Annotated in this window: 15 protein-coding genes; 5 read left to right on the top strand and 10 right to left on the bottom strand. The window is 53.2% G+C overall.

Annotated features, from left to right (window positions below; all coding sequences use genetic code 11):
- Nucleotides 1–12 precede the first annotated feature (12 nt).
- The 8 genes from CA54_RS28575 to CA54_RS28540 all read right to left on the bottom strand — a co-directional run bounded on the left by CA54_RS28575 (nt 13) and on the right by CA54_RS28540 (nt 7,227).
- Entirely contained in the window at nt 13–684 is a 672-nt protein-coding gene (locus CA54_RS28575; protein WP_146374435.1) for a ubiquitin-conjugating enzyme E2, read from the bottom strand.
- The gene (locus CA54_RS28570) at nt 681–2,000 is read right to left on the bottom strand and encodes a trypsin-like peptidase domain-containing protein (protein ID WP_146374434.1); all 1,320 of its coding nucleotides are present in this window, start codon (nt 1,998–2,000) and stop codon (nt 681–683) included. Before CA54_RS28570 ends, CA54_RS28575 begins: the two co-directional genes overlap by 4 nt.
- A 16-nt stretch (nt 2,001–2,016) precedes the next feature.
- Complete coding sequence (locus tag CA54_RS28565) at nt 2,017–2,727, bottom strand: RING finger protein (RefSeq protein ID WP_146374433.1); 711 nt, start codon at nt 2,725–2,727, stop codon at nt 2,017–2,019.
- 140 nt (nt 2,728–2,867) lie between these two features.
- Nucleotides 2,868–3,404, bottom strand: a complete 537-nt coding sequence (locus tag CA54_RS28560) for a hypothetical protein (RefSeq protein WP_146374432.1) — start codon at nt 3,402–3,404, stop codon at nt 2,868–2,870.
- A 30-nt stretch (nt 3,405–3,434) separates the two neighbouring features.
- Nucleotides 3,435–4,508 carry an FHA domain-containing protein gene (locus tag CA54_RS28555; RefSeq protein ID WP_146374431.1) on the bottom strand — a complete coding sequence of 358 codons (1,074 nt, stop codon included), beginning with the start codon at nt 4,506–4,508 and terminating at the stop codon, nt 3,435–3,437.
- Nucleotides 4,509–4,514: 6 nt separating this feature from the next.
- Nucleotides 4,515–5,636 (bottom strand): Mov34/MPN/PAD-1 family protein, encoded by a 1,122-nt coding sequence (locus CA54_RS28550; RefSeq protein WP_146374430.1) that lies wholly within the window; start codon nt 5,634–5,636, stop codon nt 4,515–4,517.
- A gap of 66 nt (nt 5,637–5,702) precedes the next feature.
- Nucleotides 5,703–6,899: a HesA/MoeB/ThiF family protein gene (locus CA54_RS28545; protein ID WP_197532945.1), complete on the bottom strand. Its 1,197-nt coding sequence runs from the start codon at nt 6,897–6,899 to the stop codon at nt 5,703–5,705.
- The gene (locus CA54_RS28540) at nt 6,883–7,227 is read right to left on the bottom strand and encodes an EsaB/YukD family protein (protein WP_146374428.1); all 345 of its coding nucleotides are present in this window, start codon (nt 7,225–7,227) and stop codon (nt 6,883–6,885) included. The genes CA54_RS28545 and CA54_RS28540 overlap by 17 nt, the downstream gene beginning before the upstream one ends.
- Nucleotides 7,228–8,450: 1,223 nt before the next feature.
- On the opposite strand from CA54_RS28540, the gene CA54_RS28535 reads away from it, so the two are divergent.
- Nucleotides 8,451–10,907, top strand: coding sequence for a glycoside hydrolase family 20 zincin-like fold domain-containing protein (locus CA54_RS28535; RefSeq protein WP_146374427.1), 2,457 nt, complete (start codon nt 8,451–8,453; stop codon nt 10,905–10,907).
- 954 nt (nt 10,908–11,861) lie between these two features.
- Here the strand turns inward: CA54_RS28535 and CA54_RS30055 are convergent.
- Together CA54_RS30055 and CA54_RS28530 are read right to left on the bottom strand one after the other, a co-directional pair.
- Nucleotides 11,862–11,996, bottom strand: coding sequence for a hypothetical protein (locus CA54_RS30055; RefSeq protein ID WP_261343790.1), 135 nt, complete (start codon nt 11,994–11,996; stop codon nt 11,862–11,864).
- Nucleotides 11,997–12,153: 157 nt separating this feature from the next.
- Nucleotides 12,154–13,122, bottom strand: coding sequence for an AraC family transcriptional regulator (locus CA54_RS28530; protein WP_197532944.1), 969 nt, complete (start codon nt 13,120–13,122; stop codon nt 12,154–12,156).
- A 172-nt stretch (nt 13,123–13,294) separates the two neighbouring features.
- Here CA54_RS28530 and CA54_RS29655 point away from each other — a divergent pair, with 172 nt between their 5' ends.
- From CA54_RS29655 to CA54_RS28515, 4 genes are all read left to right on the top strand, one after another.
- Complete coding sequence (locus tag CA54_RS29655) at nt 13,295–13,501, top strand: ribbon-helix-helix domain-containing protein (RefSeq protein ID WP_197532943.1); 207 nt, start codon at nt 13,295–13,297, stop codon at nt 13,499–13,501.
- 34 nt (nt 13,502–13,535) lie between these two features.
- Nucleotides 13,536–15,215, top strand: coding sequence for a sulfatase-like hydrolase/transferase (locus CA54_RS28525; RefSeq protein WP_197532942.1), 1,680 nt, complete (start codon nt 13,536–13,538; stop codon nt 15,213–15,215).
- Between the two features lie 34 nt (nt 15,216–15,249).
- On the top strand, nt 15,250–16,359 hold the full coding sequence (locus CA54_RS28520) for an ABC transporter substrate-binding protein (RefSeq protein WP_146374425.1): 1,110 nt from the start codon (nt 15,250–15,252) through the stop codon (nt 16,357–16,359).
- 87 nt (nt 16,360–16,446) lie between these two features.
- Nucleotides 16,447–18,120 carry an arylsulfatase gene (locus CA54_RS28515; protein ID WP_197532941.1) on the top strand — a complete coding sequence of 558 codons (1,674 nt, stop codon included), beginning with the start codon at nt 16,447–16,449 and terminating at the stop codon, nt 18,118–18,120.
- Nucleotides 18,121–18,235: the final 115 nt, after the last annotated feature.

Here is an 18,235-nt window from a genome sequence, read left to right as displayed (position 1 = left end):
GATCGTTAATCATCAAGAAACCGGTTGGCCGGGGATTTGAATCAGAGTTTGACAACGTTTACAACGAAAACGTTTGCCGGCCTTATCAACCGGCACGTTGTAGCGTGCTTGGCAATTCGTGCACGGGACGGAAAGCGTCGCTGGCTCCGACACATGTGTGGATTTGACTTTGCCCTTCGCGGATTGAGCGGATCGGGTTATCTTCCGGGATCGCGATGCCTTCTCCTCGGGGAGCATACTGACCGGGTCGAGTGGCAGTTGCACTTTGTTTTCGTCGACCCACCGCGCCGCTTCGCCATTTAAGGGGCTTTTTGTATTGTAGCTTTGATAGGCGATGATCTCGCCGATGCGAGCGACGATCGACCACAATGGTTCGCCCGCACTCCAGTGGTCTCCTACGCAGATGGCATGCGGCGCTATGTTGGGGTGAAATATCGGAGTGAGCATCCGACATTGGGGCGGGACACGTGGATAGTTCCGTGGCAACAAAATTTCTACAGTGTGGTTTTTTATCCATTCAACGTCATCATCGACTTGTCGAATGCTGCGGATACGGTATTCCAGTTGATATCTCTCGGGGGGATCACCATCGGCTTGAATCAATGTCAGCCTCGGATGCTGCTTGATAAAACTCCCCAACTTCTCATAGTCCGATTGCAATCGGCGCAGTCGTACGTTGCTCATAGTGCGTCTGAGGCCTCAATTTGAGGGGGGATAAAACCCTCCAATGGATGTGGTGCCAATTCTAACAGAGATTCAAACGCGATGGTAAAACTAAGCCCCTCGCTAAATCGCTTGTCATCGCTCCAGGTATTGATGCCAATCAATTTCCCAGCTTGATCGTAAAGACCTCCTCCGCTGTTACCGGAATTGATCGCGGTGCTGATTTGAATCACGCGAATTTTACGATTGCCGCTGGCCAGGGACCGAAACTGTGAAATCCCACCGCTCGTATGTGTCCAGCCCAAACCGTGAGGATTCCCAATCGCAAATACTTCATCCCCCACGGCCAGTTGGGGAACCGCAGCATCCCAAACCGCAGGCAACACATCCGGTGACAAGACAGGCACGGTTAACAACGCCAAGTCGATCCCGTCGGGAGCCATCCAGACTAGTTTTCCCGGTTGCGAGAGTTGCCCAATCAGCTTGATTCGTAATTCGCCGATATCTGTCGGCAGTTTCGTGTCGTGAAACTCGTCCCCTGTATACTCGTCGTCGATGACATGCCGGTTGGTTACGATCAACGCTTCTCCGTCTTGGATTCGGAGGATCACTCCCGATCCGATCGAGCCTCCAGAAAATCCTGGTATGCCGTTGTGCGATTCAATCAACACGTTTGCTTTGATCGCACGGCGAATATGTGGGGCGGCAGCCTCGATTTCAGCCGCGTCCGGTTCGAATTCGATCACTTGATGATTCTCGGCGCGGCCGTTCAAGAACAAGGCAAGAAACACGACCCAACCCGCCATATCAACCACGCCCAGCAGAATTCCAGAGACAGCGAATCCGGCGCCGCGGGCATTGGGTTTGTGTGTCGCCAGAGCAATGCACCCCAGCGCAATTGCCATTAACCCGGTGATAAGGCCGAATAACGGAATTCCCAGCAGGGCTATCACCAGTGCAATGACTGCCAAGCGATTCATCCCTGGCCGGTCGGACGAAACTCCCGCTGCGGAAGCAGAATTGGCATGTGGGCGGCGAGGATGAAATACGGATTTCGCTGGATGCACGCGTTTTAGATCGCCGGAAGTAATTTTGATGTCAGATGGCTGCGCCGCCAATTCCACACGTCGCTGCGGCGCACAATGATACGATCCGCACGTGTCCCAATTCTGAAAACATTTCTCATGCTGGACTTGACCACATGCCTGGCAGATGGAGACCATCTCGCCCAGTTCGATCTCTCCTCGGCAGTGGGGGCAAAGCACTCCCGCCTCACGGCTTCCAGCCAGCAGTGATTTATTATGGGGTTGATCCAATGTTGGACGGGCTTTATTCAACAGTCGGGTTCGTCGGTTAATTCAGTCCGCTTATTATCGCAAACGCAAGCATCAAAAATGAGTATATCGCAGACAGAATCGCCGCGGAATAACACAATACCAAGTAAATCGGGCCGGCTGCTTTTAATTCCTTGCGTTTGTTCAGTAATACACCGAAGGCCACGAATATCATGATGGGGGCAAAACACCCGATCAAGCTCATGACAAAAATGGCAATGGTCCAATTTCGCAAATCTCCGACCGCCGACTCATGCTTCACCTGCCGCCGCAAATCTTTCACAGTCAAAGGGTCAACGGTATTGAAGTCGGTGCCGCAATAACGGCATCGTAATGCAATCGACTTGATCGATTCAGAGCAAGCAGGACACGTTTTCTCATCCCCCCACCCAGAACGCTGCGTCTGAGAAGAACTCACATCTTTCTCATGTGCGGGGGCTTCACTACAACCATAAGTCCCGCATCCCCCCACTTCCGCCCAACATTCCTGGTGATGAATCTGATCGCATTGCGGGCAGCTGACCAACTGTTCAGACGCATGCGCTGACGATTGACATATCGAACAGGTTGCGACTGTTTCACCTGCATCCACTGGTACTGTCTTCAGCGCTGTCGCGTGGACGGTCAGCGCAATGCCCTGTTTGCATTTGGGGCAGCGCAGAGCGCGTTTCTCTGTATTAGAGGGCAATCGTATACTCGCCCCACACTCACATTGAATGATGTTTGACATTGCTGGTCAGCCTAAGTCTCTGTGCGGTCTCTGTGCGGTCTCTGTGCGGTCTCTGTGCGGTCTCTGTGCGGTCTCTGTGCGGTCTCTGTGCGGTCTCTGTGCGGTCTCTGTGCGGTCTCTGTGGTTGTTTCCACCTCTTTTTAACGATTCGCTGCTGCTTCAAGAATTACTCGGACAATTCCCCAAACGATTTGCATTACAAAAGAGATGCCGACCATTTTGATCCCTTTGGGCTTTCCCTGAATCATATAAACAATGCCAAAGATACAGGCGATTCCGCTACATATAATGCAAAACACCCAGTCGCCCGTCGTCAAATCGGCATCCTCATCCGAATGACGGCTCTCCTTCTTCTTGAGTGTCTCGTCAAAGATTTCTCCGCAATAGCGGCATTTGACGGCTGAGTCTTTAATCATCTCTCCGCAAACCGGGCACGGATGTCGGAAAGCGCCTTCGGCCTCTTCACGTGGGATCGGAGTTCCGGCGTTTTCATAGCCGTCAAACGAAGAGAAATCGTCGTCGCCCTGCGTTGAGTAGGACTCGACCTCTTCGGCATCATACACGGCGTCCGGGACTTGGATCTTTCCGTTACAATCGGGGCATTTCCCCGTCTTGCCAGCGGAGGATTCACGGACTTTCAATGCTTTCCCACATGTTGGACACTCAAATTCAATCACGACCGGCTCCTAAAGATGTGAATGATCAACCTATACTTTTTCTTTTACTGAAAACTCCAATACGGTTTTGCCGAGGCCGATTTGATCGCCCGCGTGCAAGACGTGCCGTTTGATCGGAATCCCGTTGACGTAGGTCCCATCAGGGGTTTGGCAATCTTCAAGTTCAAAACGTCCACCCCGGTTATGAATCAGCGCGTGTCGCGGTTCAATCACATCGTCTTTGAACAAATAAATGTCGGCTTTGGGTGAACTGCCGAGCACTGTGGTATCGCGATACATTACAAACTGCTTTCCGGCCAATGGCCCCTTTTGCATCAGCAACCAGGCTGTCTTCGTCCAGCCTTCGACTAAGCCGACAAATAGGCCGACCGAGAGTCCTATGCATGTTAACCCAATGGCTCGGCTTAAACTGGCCTCACCGTCATCAGTGACAAATAGCAGACTAATCGGATCGAATAACAATCCTCCCACTAACCCGCCCAGCACTCCTCCCACAACTCCGTTGAGGACCACTTTTTTCTGGCGGATCGCGATGCCCTGACCTAATCCAGCAGGAATACTTGCAACGGCCCAGGCTGCTGCCCGACCCATCATAAGGATTAACAGAGCAAATCCGGTTGGCATTTCATCGTCCTGTGGATTTTCCCAAAACTCCAGTGCGATGGATGTCATCACTGTAAAAATACAGCCAGCGGCAACCAAAGCAATCAAACCACCCCCAAAGCCAACTCCCAGCCCAATCGCACCGCTGATCACGGCACGGCTTGCATTGCGGCACATGATTCCTTCGGCAGCTCCCAAAAACAGGCCAATGAATCCGGCAACAGTAGGGAACAGAAGCAAGTTGACAATTTCGACGTCGTCTTGACCTGCCATTGAGTCGTCAAAGAAAGGCTCCAGAATCATCCAGGCAACAAACGCCCCCAAGCCGCTCGTCACTGACAGATAGAACCAACTGGAAAAAAGTGTTCGAACCAGCCACGATTGTGGCGCCATCTCGCCAACGTCGCGGCCCAGATGCGCCTGCTGCTGTAGAGATTCCTCCACACTTGGAGAATGCAGGTCATCTTGGTGGATGCGGATTGGCTGATTCGGGGCAGGCATTTCAGTTCACTCCGCTGGTGGTTTATCGGATGACGAGGATTCGCTCGTTTTCTGCTCGCTTGGCGACTTGGGCGAGGCGGGCTGGGGAGCGGCGTCGGTGAGAATTTGTTTGAGCAGGCCTTCAACGATTTCAGATTCTTCGTTTGTGAGACAATATGTCGCTTCAATCACGTCCAGTTGTTTTTGACTTTTTGCGACCGTATTGAGCACCGTGCGCCATTGCTTGCGAATCTTGTTCTTTTCATCACCTGCCAGTAATGCATGCTCCTTGGATAGTTTTTCAATCTCCAAAGTCGCCAACCCCAAGCCCGAGTCGACGGCGTCCAGGTGCCGTTTCAGTCCTGGTCGCAGATTCTTGATAATTCCATATTCCTGAACGACGCCACGGAAGATCATCCGTTGCTCCCAATTGGATCGCCGATTCGAAAGTATGCCTGATAGCATATAGCCCAGAAGAAACACCAGCGCCATACACATCCAAAAGTACAACGGCCCCGGTGCGGCGTTTTCAACCCGCGCAACGACCGCCTCGGGAGCACCGGGCTGTGGCGGCGATTGGCCGGCCGCTGTTTCGCGCTGGGTTTCCGCGCGGATTTCGTCGCCGACCCAAAAATGGGAACAGAGATGTGGCTTGCCCTCGCGCCAGACAAAGACGCCCTCGGTCTTACGAATCGGATCGACCACGTGAGCGATTTGACTGGCACCGGAAAAGAAATTCTGGTGAATGAATTCATCTCGGTCCGACAGAAATATTCCAAAGTCTGGGTGTGTGTGGTACCAGCCGACGATGCTCAAATCACTATACCGTGAATCCATCTCCGCATTGATTTTTGACCAGGCTTCGTGGGTAAACGTCACTTCAGCGAACTTACTCGTAGCGGCGTCGGCACGAATGTGTTCAGAGATCAATGCGAAGGGGCCGTGTGCATCGTGCTGTACTCCTCCCACCAGTACACCACAGATTTCGACGGACGTATCCTCTTCAGCATGAGCCAGAATAGACACATGGCATTTCTCAGTGAAGTGGACGCGAAAATCCTCAGATAGGTTGACGGGAAAATCCGCTTGAGGCAATTCTTCCAACACAATTTGCCGGACGTCGGGCAAACTCATACTCGAATCTGTCATGCTGACTCCCGCGTCTTTCCCGTTGTGTGTCGCAGCGCGATCAACCGAAAGCAACTTTGTGGTAATTCATCGGGAATGATCAGTCCCACCTAGAGGCCCCAATACGGAATCCTGGTCGCCGCCAAACTCATAATACTTTTGTTCTAGGCCAGAACGGCCTCCGATAATATCCCATTCCGGGACACCCAAATCTTTGAGTGTCCGATCCAAAAACTTTTCTTGGCCGTTGAGGGTATGGAATGTTTGCGGGATCCGGTCTGCCCCACATGACGTACAGCGGCCTTTTCGTTCATTGACGCACCCCAACGAGGAAAACATCATTTCTTCGTTCTCACACTCTGGACAACGTAACGATTCTAATAGGTCGTTGTTGAATTCGACCACAGCCGTCGGCCCTAGATCTCTGCGAACGCGTTGCAACATGTCACTTGCAGTGATGTCGGAGACGCTCCATGACTCCCGGACAATGGGCTGATAGGGATCATGCGATGGGCATTCGCTCCGCTGCGTGTAGTCGACGACATAACTCTGATGGTTCGAACCGTCGAAAACGAATCCCTGCCCGGAAAGCACATCGAGACCGTGCAGTAGCTTGACCGCTTCTTGGCATTGAATTCCTGCGATAATCGAAGCGGTTGTCGGCGTCGTTGGGACCTTTCCTTGATTCATTTCATCTCGCGAGAGTAGCGCACAACTCCTCCGTGCTTCTAACATTTTCCAGTCGACTTCGCTCATTGTGCACTCATAGCACGGACCACATGCCGGATCGAACACGCGCGCCACACCGTCCAATCGTTCAATCGCGCCGTCAATCCAGACCTTGCCTGCACGGGCAGCGGCACGGTTAATGGCCACACGGGCTTCGCGATTATCTAAACCGCACAAAATCACGTCAGCCCAGCGAAAGACACCTAACCCCAAATCGTAAACCACATTGCCGAAAAACGGCTGAATCTTCATATCCGGATAAATTTCAGACGCCCGTCCGGCCGCCACGTCGCATTTTCGACGTCCTTCATCCTCAGCACGAAACAGAACGCATCGAGATAAATTGGAATTCTCAATCGAATCCAAATCGGCGACAAACACTTGACCGATTCCGAGCAGCGCCAGATTTTTAAGAATTTCGTTGCCAAGCGCCCCGGCACCGATTACCAACACGTTCGCCTCGGCCAATCGTTGTTGGTCCCACCAGGAGATTAATTTGAACCGGTCGAAACGCTGATCGCCTTCTTTTTCACTCCACTTAATTGAAATGGCCAATGCGTCCCCCCAAGTTGTCAATTGGAACTGGCGCGACGCCGTTTTGTTGCGGTCCAGGGCTTCCTGCAGTGATTTCTGGTTGCAGCCGTAAGATATCGCCATCTTTCACACCGGCCGAATGCAGGGTCTCATCATCCAACAATTGTCGGCCGCTGCTTTTGTGATGAAACTTGTAGCTCATGAGTTGTCCATCCGGGCTGTGCACGGGTAAATTCATGCGTTCGACGAGAACGACAATCACGCGATTGACCTCAGCATCTTCCGGCAGTTCCACGGACTGTTTTTTGTTGCCAGTTGCATCCCATACTTCGATGGTTATATCGTTCATGAATCGCATCCTCTATACGACTGTTTAACCCCTGGCAACGCTTCTCCGACACTCTCTGTCCGTGTCAAAAGCAGGCGCAATCGGGCTTTGAAGCTGTATCTATGATGACGTTTTTAAACGGCGAATTGCAAACTGCATCACCGCCAAAAGTGCGATAAACTATGCGCAGACGCAGGCAACATCACTTGTTGTGCCACTATGCCAAAAAGGTATTGCGATTGCAAGAAGTTTCAGCTACCCCAGATCAAAATGGGAGACGCTTACAGAGTTCAGAATTGCCGTACTCGAGTTCCAGGTAATCGTTTGGTTGATGCGATTGGAGGGCACTATCCGCTACCCGATAACCATGGGTACGATCTCGCGCCGTCAGCGAAATCGACATTCAAAGTGCTAACAAGCCGTCACAGCGGCGGCAGATGATACAGCCAGAGTCGCGAACGACATGCTATGTTGCGAACGGACTCAGTTCGAAAGTTGTCCACATCAGACACCATTTGCAACCCTCTACAAACTCGTCCCCAGTGAGGCTTTTACGGCCAAGCCATTAACCGGCAAGACTACCCAAAACCAGAGAGTTCGAGATATTGCAACGGGGTCGGATCCCCAAACCCATATTCCGGAACGGCCCCATTCCAGGCGTTTCGAACCAGAGAGTTTTTCAACAGGTGGCTCAGTTGTTTATAGGTGGTGCACGGGGCTGAATGCCAGGAGTTCTGCCGACAGTTCATGCATGACTTTATCCGATGAACTTCGTTGTGGCATTCGGCTTTCGGCCGCCAATGTTTTTGGACCGCTCGGGAAGTGGCGATTCCCCGTCCACTGTTTCGGCAACTGCTACAGCGGATCCATCGGCTGAAAATGAAACGCCCCCTTCCCATGCCGGAATGAGGCCCTGCCGCGTTGAACAACTCCGAAGTTGACAAAGGAAGGTACGAACGGTCCGTTCGCAACGGGGAGAGAAGGGCGTTGGAGGCCGTCCCACGTGCGGCGAAACGGTCGCGATGGCAATGAACTCGTGGCGGAGCAGGCAAGTTCAGGATATACTCGAACAAATCGCCCTGCGGCCAAGACGGATTCCATTTGGGTAATTTTAGGACGAAACGGTTTGATCGATCGCCCTCTGATTTGGAGTTTTGCCTGCAACGATTCGGGACGATGCGAGTGCTCCGCCCAACCAACACCACAATCAGGCCAGACCGCACGAGAGAGAGAGAATTGATCCGATGTATCGCAGCTTACTAGGCGGATTTCTGTTCATTGTCCTCAGTCCTGCTGTCGCGATAGCGGCTTCGACGATCGATTTGTCGACGGCAACAATCGTGACAGATTCTCCGTCGCCCGTGGTGGCGAAGGCGGCAGTCATGCTGCAGGAAGAACTGGCTGAGCGCAGCGGCATCACACTGCCTATTGCCAAATCCGCACCCGCAGATGGGGTGGTCATCCGTCTGGGGACATCGGCAGATGTTTCGATTGTGGAGGTACCACAAAAGCCCGAATCGTATACGGTCGCCGTCCGCGAAAAAGAAGTCTGCCTAGTCGGACATGACGCGCGAGGCGCACTCTACGCTGCGGGGCGACTGATTCGCCTCGCGACGTATCGGCCCGGAATTTTGACCCTGAAGCTCGATCAACCGATCATTTCGTCGCCGGACGTTCCAATTCGCGCGCACCAGTTGGCATACCGCAATACAGCCAATACATACGATGCCTGGACGGTGGACATGTATGAGCAATACATCCGCGATCTGATCTTATTCGGTTGCAATGGCGTGGAACTCATCAGCAATCTTGACGCGAATGCCAAAGATGGTCCGGTCATGACCGAGACGATGCGTTCGATGAACGTGGCGCTCTCGGAGCTAATCCGGTCTTACGGCATTGACGTTTGGATCTGGTCGCCGGTCATGGCAATCGAGGGTGAAGATGTGACAACGCCGGAGGGCGCGGCGCGGGCGATCGCACTGCGTCGCAAATTCCTCGAGGATTATTCGGCGATCGATCACTTGTTTATTCCCGGTGGTGACGACGGCGATACACCGGCCGAGCATTTGATGCCCTTCCTTGAGAAGCTGTCAGTCGTTCTCAAGGAAATTCATCCCAATGCCAAAATCTGGGTATCCAATCAGACCTTCACGCTGGAAGAAAACGACTACTTCTTCGACTACCTTACCTCCAACAGCCCCGACTGGCTCGCCGGACTTATCTACGGACCATGGATCAAGATGGGATGGGAGGAAATGCGTGAACGCACACCAACCCGCTATCCCATCCGGCGATATCCGGACATCAACCATACGGTGCGCTGCCAGTACCCGATCCCCAACTGGGACCCAGCCTTTGCGCACACCATTGGCCGAGAACCCGTGATGCCGATGCCCCAAAAGCAGTCTCACATCTACCGCAGATACTTAAATCTCAGCGACGGTTTCGGCACGTATTCTGATGGAATCCATGATGATCTGAATAAACAGGTCTGGAACGTTCTCGGCTGGGATCCGCAGGCAGACATGGATATCGCCCTTGAGGAGTACGGCAAGGTCTGGTTTGGAGTCGATCTGGCGAAGGACGTTGCAGAGGGGCTGCGCGGGCTGGAGGCCAATTGGAGTGGACCTATTGCGGAGAACACAGCAATTCCCCGCACGCTGGCCTTGTGGGAAAAAATTGCGAAGCGCGTTCCCGATTTTGACAAAAACTGGCGAGCACAGATGTATCTGTTTCGCGCCCGATTCGACGCCAACGTCCAGGCAGAAGCCCGTGCCCAGAAGGGTTATGAAGCCCAGGCACTCGCCGCACTGGCCGATGCCTCACAGACTGGCGTGAGCCAAGCCATCGAAAGTGCCCGTGCGGCGCTGGCTCAAGCTGACCGACCGGCAGCACCTGCGCTGCGGTCCGGCCTTGAGGAATTGGGACCTTTGATGCTGGAGAGCATCGGTTATCAACTGAGCGTCGAGCCACCCTATCTCGCCCGAAATTCAGAACGCGGCGCTATGCTGGACTGGCTGGATCAGCCATTGAACAATCGGCCCTGGCTGGAACAGCGGTTTGAAGCAATTCTGGCACTCCCCAATCAGGCAGAGCAGCTTGCGCAAATCAAAACCATCCTGAATTGGGAGGATCCGGGCCCCGGCGGGTTCTACGATGATCTGGGGACAATCGGAAAGTACTCGCACGTAATTTCGCAACACAGCTGGGAAGAGGACCCCTCGGGCAATCACACCTCTCGCGTGGCCTTCCCGAATTACAAGGCGGACGCCAAGACGATTGCAAAGCAGACCGGACAGACGGAAAAGGACGACTTGGCGTTCAAAGAAGAAGTGGCCCGCGTGGCAGGAGCCCATACGGGACGTCAAGAATTGCGGGGGTCTTGGCAAACACAAATCACCACGCTCTACGGTACGCCGCTCAAGATGAGGTACGAAGGTCTCGATCCGAAAGCCCAGTACCGACTCAAAGTCACATACGCTGGCCGTTTCCGCCCCAGCATGACGCTCACTTTGAACGACGAGTTCGGCATTCATGGTCCTGTCGCTCAACCATCCCCCATCTGGCCAGTCAGCTACCACGTGCCCCAGGCAGCAACCCGAGGCGGTACTCTGGACGTAGAATGGAACCTCGTCGACGGTCGTGGCTGTATGGTCTCTGAAGTCTGGCTCATCAAATCTAATGATGCCGGTCCGTAGAGTTATCTCGAAGGACCTTTGGCCGTTAACCCCGAGCATGACTTGGACAAAAAAAGGGGAATCCGGCTTAAGGCGACCTCTGCCGACTCGCTCACAAGAACTGAGGACGTCAACCTGAGGAGGTGCGCAAGTGCTCACGGACATACCGAACACTTGGGGGGGCCTTCGATGCCTCGGACGTGCGGAATATCAACTGTTATTTGAACAACGTAAGGCCGTCGCTGTAGGCAAACTTCGATCACAACCTACGCATGCAAATAATGCCTTTCGAGGGGAACCATTCCACACCCTCTTCGAACCAAGAATCTCTTTGCATTTCAGCCCGGCCGCGCCGTTAACCATCCGGACACCCAAAATCAGACAGTTCGAGAGTTCCCAACGGGGTCCAATCCAACAACCCACTTTCCGGAATGGTCCCCAATCGTGACCTTTCGAACCACAGAGTTTTGCCTACGGCGACCGCACGTTCCAAACCCTTTGACGCCGTAGGGATATACGAAAAATGCCGTAGCTCTCGCCACGGCGTCTGCGTAAACCAATGGGGGAACGGAAGTTCGCTCCCAAAATATTAGCTCCCCGTTCAAAACCCTCTTCGAACTAATATCTCTTTATGCAAAGAGATATTTGACGAACACCGCGACCTAAAGCATGGAGCGAGCGTATGTTATGGAGAGCGCGGGGCAGGGCATGCGGCGAGAATTCGGCATTGCGCGACAAAATCGAATGTCTCGCGCGCGATTTCTGGTTAACAGAAATCTCTCTCTTTGTGTTAACCGGAGGGGAGTGCTAAAACCTTTGACCCATTGGTTAACAGCTTGCGCGACACAGAGAGCTTTTCCAACGTTCGACACCCCCAGTTTTCGGCGCCGAAATGTTGCGACCCACGTTTCAGCGCGGTACAAAAACGATGCTATCTCCCAACTCAACAACACGTTATCGAAATCACAGACAGGCTCAGGATGTCCCGGCTGTTTCACCCGCTGTTGTGCTGGTCTTCATCAATGTCGAGACTCGTGAAATCTTCGTCAGCAATTCCACGGCGCATCCCGATTCGGCGAGGGTGACGCGAAACGGGTTGTTGACACACATGCTGGTTCGCCGCGTCTTGAAACTACGACGGTGTGCCTCACCCCAACCGTTTTCACGATGTCAAGAACTTCAGCACATTCACACGCAAGTGGGCGTCATTTCAGGGCAGAAACCGAGAGGATTTACCGAGGGTACTGAACTGGTTGTCGTACACATCCTATCTACGTCGAAGGGTCTCAGAGGGTGATTCGTGAAAGACTTTCTTGTAATCCGCTGCGAACTGGCTCAGATGCCCAAAAGCGAATCTTGTTGCAACCGCTGTCACGGTGGTCGACTGCGGATCAGCTCGCAGAAGTTCTGATCGCACTCGGTCAAGACGCCGTTGTTTGATAAATGCTTTTGGTCCCATGCCATGGCACTTGCGAAACGCTCGGTTCAATGTCGGAACGCTGATGCCCACTGCTGCAGCAATGTCCACAACGCGAAGCGCTGAGTTTAGATGCCCAAGGATGAATTCCTCGGCAGGCTTGACGTAGGCTGCGTAGCCTCCGCTACGTAGATGTACGTTTTCGTGGCGATCACGTTGAACTGCGGACAATAACAATGCCCAGAGGCTGTCCTCGATTTCTACAGTCGCAAGAGGTGATTGCAGAAAAGCCCCGCCGCGATTTAATTCTTCCCATATGAAATTCGCGTACCTCGTAAAGCATGCACCTGCGCCCGAATCACGTTTCAAGTTGGCATTAACCTGGTCCAACCGAAAGTCATCGTTCCCATGGAATGTCCGAGCGTATTGCTGAAGCAGCGGTCTCTGGAAACACAATGTGGTGACGTCGAGGCTCTCATCGCTTGTGAAATCGAATTCGCAGTCGTCGTGATTCACGACGTGGACGCTTCCAACTTCCCATTCGCTACCGCGTCTTGGACTAGCGGTGCGTATTTGGCCACTTGAGACGATGTTGACACTGACAAAACCGCTTCCCTCGGAAACGACAACCCGGGCCCTGGGAAGCTTGAGACTGAAAAATGCAGTACGGGGTAACTCGAACAGCTTCATCTCTGCAGAAAACTCTCGGCCGTGCACCTCTGTTACGCTAACATCTGTAACCGGTCGCATGGATTCTTCCCATGCTTCAGGTGTTGTGGCGAGGACACTATTTCCCGTTTGGATCAGCTCAGATTGCATTGAAGGGTAAGCTCTCTTGGCGAGCGGCGCTGGCCTCGTCCTGGTCAACCCGCGAATTCGTGATCGGATATCGATAATTTGATCCGAAATTGATAGCGAGCGATCATCGAAAGTCGGACAATACATTTTGTATGACAGGCAATGGAAAGTCCAGATAAAGGGGCGTGTCCACATGACTAAACCGCAAATCGGTACCCAGAGCAGTCGTAGACTCGGACGCCCCCCTGGAGCTCCGGAGTCCATTCGTAACAAGCGCGTGGTGACGCTAATGACGGACGCTGAGTTCGAGAAGTTGATGAAGGTCGCTGACGAAGAAGAAAAATCGGTGTCGGGGTTGGTGCACCATATTGTCTCACGATACCTGAAGCGTCGTAGCTGAAGGTGCCGACGTTGCTTCAATCTTGAGGAACTACATGATGATGTTTAATGATGCCTTGCGAATTCTGATTGGAGTGACGCTCCTGGCGAGTACTGGCGATGCGTTGGCCCAACAAAGGAGTAAACCAATTCAACACGATGCCGAACACTATATGCTGTTGGCTCAGCACGGTGAAAAATGGGCCCGTGAAGACAAGGTGATTGGGGCCAAATTGGCTGAGGTGCGAAAAGCCAATGGTGGCAAACGCCCCAATATCCTTTTTGTACTAATAGACGACGTGGGTTTCGGTGAGATGGGTGACCCGGTACTGAATCATGTGCGGGGTTACACCACTCCGAACATCAATGCATTCGCCCGGGAAAGCCTGACGTTCTCCCGCATGTATTCTGAACCCACCTGCACACCCACCCGCACCGCTCTCCTGACCGGCCGTCTGCCTGTTCGCAGTCATATGCTAGAGCCAAAAATCGTGCCGCCAGAAGGCACGGGCTTACATGGAGATGAAGTTACGTTGGCCGAACTCTTGAAAAAGGAGGGCTATAACACAGCACACATCGGTAAGTGGCATCAAGGCGATATTGCGCAGGCTGCACCACACAATCAGGGTTTTGATACGGCCAGCTACCCCCTTCACAACCAAGCGACCTTCAACTTCATGACCATCGAATCTGAAGAAGACCGTCTTGCCGACAATGTCGCGACACGCAAGACCATTCCGAACTACCGCATGGACAAGAACTTTCGTCCGGCAGGCTGGGTATTGGGTGTTGATGCCGTTGCTGGCGAGGATGCACACGAATGGGGTGCGGAAGCAGGAAAACCACTGGACTACGCCTACTACGACGCATTGAACGAGCGATACAAGAAGCAGGTGATTGAACGGTTGAACCAGCTGGCAGCCGAGGATGAACCGTTCTTCCTCAACTACTGGCCACAGATTCCGGTTAACTTCACACGCCGTAACAGAAATTTCGTAACCGCCAACGGAGGCACCTGGGTTGAGAGCATGAAAGATCTCGACAATCACCTGGGTGATTTGTTTGCAGCACTGGAAGCAACCGGCAAGGCAGAGAACACCGTGGTCGTTGTCATGAGTGACAACGGCCCGATGGCGCAGGCCATGCCAGAATCCGGCTACTCACAACTGGTCTTCCGCGGCTTCAAGGGAGATACAACTGAAGGCGGTATCCGGGTGAATGCCTATGTCCGCTGGCCGGATGTCATCAAGGCTGATACCTTTGCCGGCGACATCGTTTATTGCGGTGACTGGTACACGACACTGGCAACAATTGCACAGGCAGATAAACACATCCCGCGCGATCGCGTCATTGACGGTGTGAATCAGTTGGCGCTGCTCTTGAATGGCGATGGATATGGTCGTCGCGATTACCATCATGTCTATGAGGGCCCTCATCTGAAGGCCACGATCAAAGAACAGTTCAAGGCACACTGGCCTGCACCAGGATCGCCCGGTTTTGCGCTGCCGGTTTTCGACCTGTACAGAGACGTTAAGGAAACCAAGCCTTTATTGGCCACGGGCATGTGGTCCGTCGCGTACTTCCCTGATATGCGGGAACGCCACATGGCCTTGAAGAAAAACTTCCCGGATCGTGGGGAAACACGCGGCAAACCCTACGAAGGGATTGCCAAACTTCGTCCGGAGACCAAGGCATTGCTGAAATACTATTATTCGGCGCGGAAGGCTGCCGAGTAATTCGGAAATCTTGAACTTGTGAAGGAGAGAATAGATGGATGGAAAGCAGTACTCCCGTCGCCGTTGCCTTCGGGCCGCTGCGGCTGGAGGACTCGGGGCGATTGCCGTCGCAGGAACACGCCCAGCGTTGGCAGCGAACAGCTTGCCAGAGGTTAACATTGCCGGCTATGCCTACGACCGCGTGCGCGCGATTCAAGATGGGCGACTTGACCTGGAAGGCTTCGAAGTCCGCTTTCATGCCGATGACATTTATAACCTCAACAGGCATCTCTTCGGCCCAAAGCGGACCTACGAGGTCAGCGAAACGGGACTCATCCCTTACGTCACGAGGTACGCCAACGAAGACTTCCGCGCCTATACTCTGATTCCCGTTTTTATCTCGCGGACGTTCCGACATCGGAACATTTTCGTTCGGACTGATCGTGGGATTGAAAAGCCCGAGGACCTGCGCGGCCGGCGCGTTGGAACACCCGGTTACGGGATGAGTTCTCACACCTGGATTCGCGGTTTCCTGCAAGACGTATACGGCGTCAAACCCAAGGAAATGCAGTGGGTCGAGACCACAAAGAGTTCGGACGGCGGGAAATTGAATTCCGGATTCGGAAAGTACTTTCTGCCAAAAGACTTTCCACTCAAAAGAGGCCCGGAAGGCGTGGACGAATCAGAGCTAATTCTCTCTGGCGAAGTCGACGCTCTCATAACTGCCATCGAGCCAAAGGCCTACACCGACGGACACCCGAAGATCAGGCGTCTGTTTCCCAATGTCCGAGCAGTGGAGAAGGAGTACTACAAGAAGACAGGTGTGTTTCCAATCATGCATGTCGTCGCAGTCCGAAAAGATTTTGCAGATGCAAACCCGAGCCTGCCAAAAAAACTCTTTTCCATGTACAGCGAGGCCAAGCAAGCCGCCTATGACGACTTGGAAGCTGCCGAGGTGCTGAAAGTGACTCTGCCGTGGGTGAACCAAGATTTGGCAGAGACGCGAGCGTTGATGGGAGAGAACTTCTGGCCGTACGGGGTGAAGTCCAACCGCAAAGAATTGGAACTGGTGATGCGCTACACTCATGAACAGGGCTTGGCGAAACGTAAACTCAGCGTGGAGGAGATATTTCATCCATCCACACTGGAATTGATTGAGGCCTGAGACACCATGTTGAAATCGATAATGCGCCCCTTCACAACCCGCGTAGGATTCCGAATTGACTTTGCACATCCAACCGAAGTGTTCGATATGGAAAACATTCTGCCTCTGCGGAGTTTTATTGTTTTTCTGATGGCGCTCTGTCTTATTGTCGCAACGAACCAACATGCTCGTGCTGACAAGAATCCGAATCTCGTACTTATCGTCTTGGACGACGCAGGCTATAGCGACCTTGGTGTCTTCGGAAGCGAGATCGATACTCCTCATATTGACAGCCTGGCAAAAGGCGGCGTGCAATTCACGCAGTTTCATGTCACGCCGAACTGTTCGTCAACGCGGGCTTCGCTGCTCACGGGGATGGATCATCACCGCACGGGCCTTGGCACGCACGGCGCGGCGGCAGAAAACCAACGGGGCAAGCCCGGCTACGAGGGTTACCTGAATAATCGCGTTGTTACGCTGCCCGAGGCCCTACGTACTGCCGGGTATCGCACCATGATGGCGGGAAAGTGGCATCTGGGCAGCCGTGATTCTGGCACCTGGCCCTCCGCGAGGGGCTTTGATGATTGTTTCGCTCTGCTGAACGGCGGCGCCAGTCATTGGGAAGACAACGCACCTCTGTTTCCATCAAAGCCGAGTGTTTATGTTGAAAATGGCACAACCATCAAACGACTCCCCAAAGGATTCTATTCAACAGACTACTACACCGGCAGAATCATCCATTACATTGAGCGCCGCAAGAACCCCGATCAGCCGTTCTTTGCTTTCTTATCCTTCACCGCTCCCCACAATCCACTTCATGCCCCCGCTGAGTCGATTAAGAAATACGAAGACAAATATTTGGATGGGTGGGACGCACAGCAACGGCGTCGCCTCAAGAGCCTGAAGTCCAGGGGATTGATCGGCAAATCCGTCAAGCCGCAACCGAGACCGGACTGGATTCCGTCTTGGGACAGTCTTAGTGATTCGGCGAAGAAACTCGCCGCCAGGGACATGGCAATTTACGCTGGCATGATTGATCGCATCGATCACAATGTGGGGCGTCTTGTGGCCCGACTCAAGACGCTGGAGGAATACGATAACACGTTGATCCTTGTCATGTCGGATAACGGACCGAGCAAGACCACAATTGCCGATTACTTGAAAATTGATGGTGCCGGGGCCGATTTCGTCAAAGGATTCAAGAACGACTTCGACAATCGCGGCCTATCAGGTTCGAGCGTCGATCTTGGCGCAGGCTGGGCTTATGGCCTGGCAGCTCCCTTTCGTCTGATGAAAGGATACCAGTCACAAGGCGGGGTGTTGAGCCCTTTGATTGCCAAACTCCCCTCAGTGTGGAAGAAACCGACTGGACTCAATACTGCTCCAGTTCATGTAATGGACATTATGCCAACGCTTCTCGAAATTGCCGGAGGTGCGAAAATCGATAGGAAAGCCATCCCCATGCAAGGGAAATCATTATTGGCTCTGATGCGAAGTGGAGACCGAGCCACGTTTGATGAACGAGGGTTTGGCGGTGAGTTATTTGGCATCCGATCTTATCGACAGGGGAATTGGAAAATTCTCAAACTTCCACCACCGTATGGCACTGGCAAATGGCAGCTTTACGATTTGTTGGTCGACCCTGGTGAAACTACGGACCTTGCCGACAGGCAGCCCAATCGACTGAATAAACTTGCTGCTCAGTGGCGCACCTACGCATCGGTGAACGGTGTAGTGCCGCCGAGCAAGCCAATTCTCTATGCAAAGCCCCCTCGGAAGTGAACCGGCAGTACGGAATCATCGCAGCCGTTGGTCAAGTCAGGAAACCTTCGAATATCGGTGAGTGTCAAAAACCATGACGGCAATGTTGTTTGACAATACGGTCGTTTTACGGCGC

The sequence above is a fragment of the Symmachiella macrocystis genome (assembly GCF_007860075.1).
Lineage (GTDB): Bacteria > Planctomycetota > Planctomycetia > Planctomycetales > Planctomycetaceae > Symmachiella > Symmachiella macrocystis.
The sequence above is the reverse complement of the archived record's forward strand: the minus strand, read 5'-3'. Positions and strand labels throughout refer to the sequence as shown.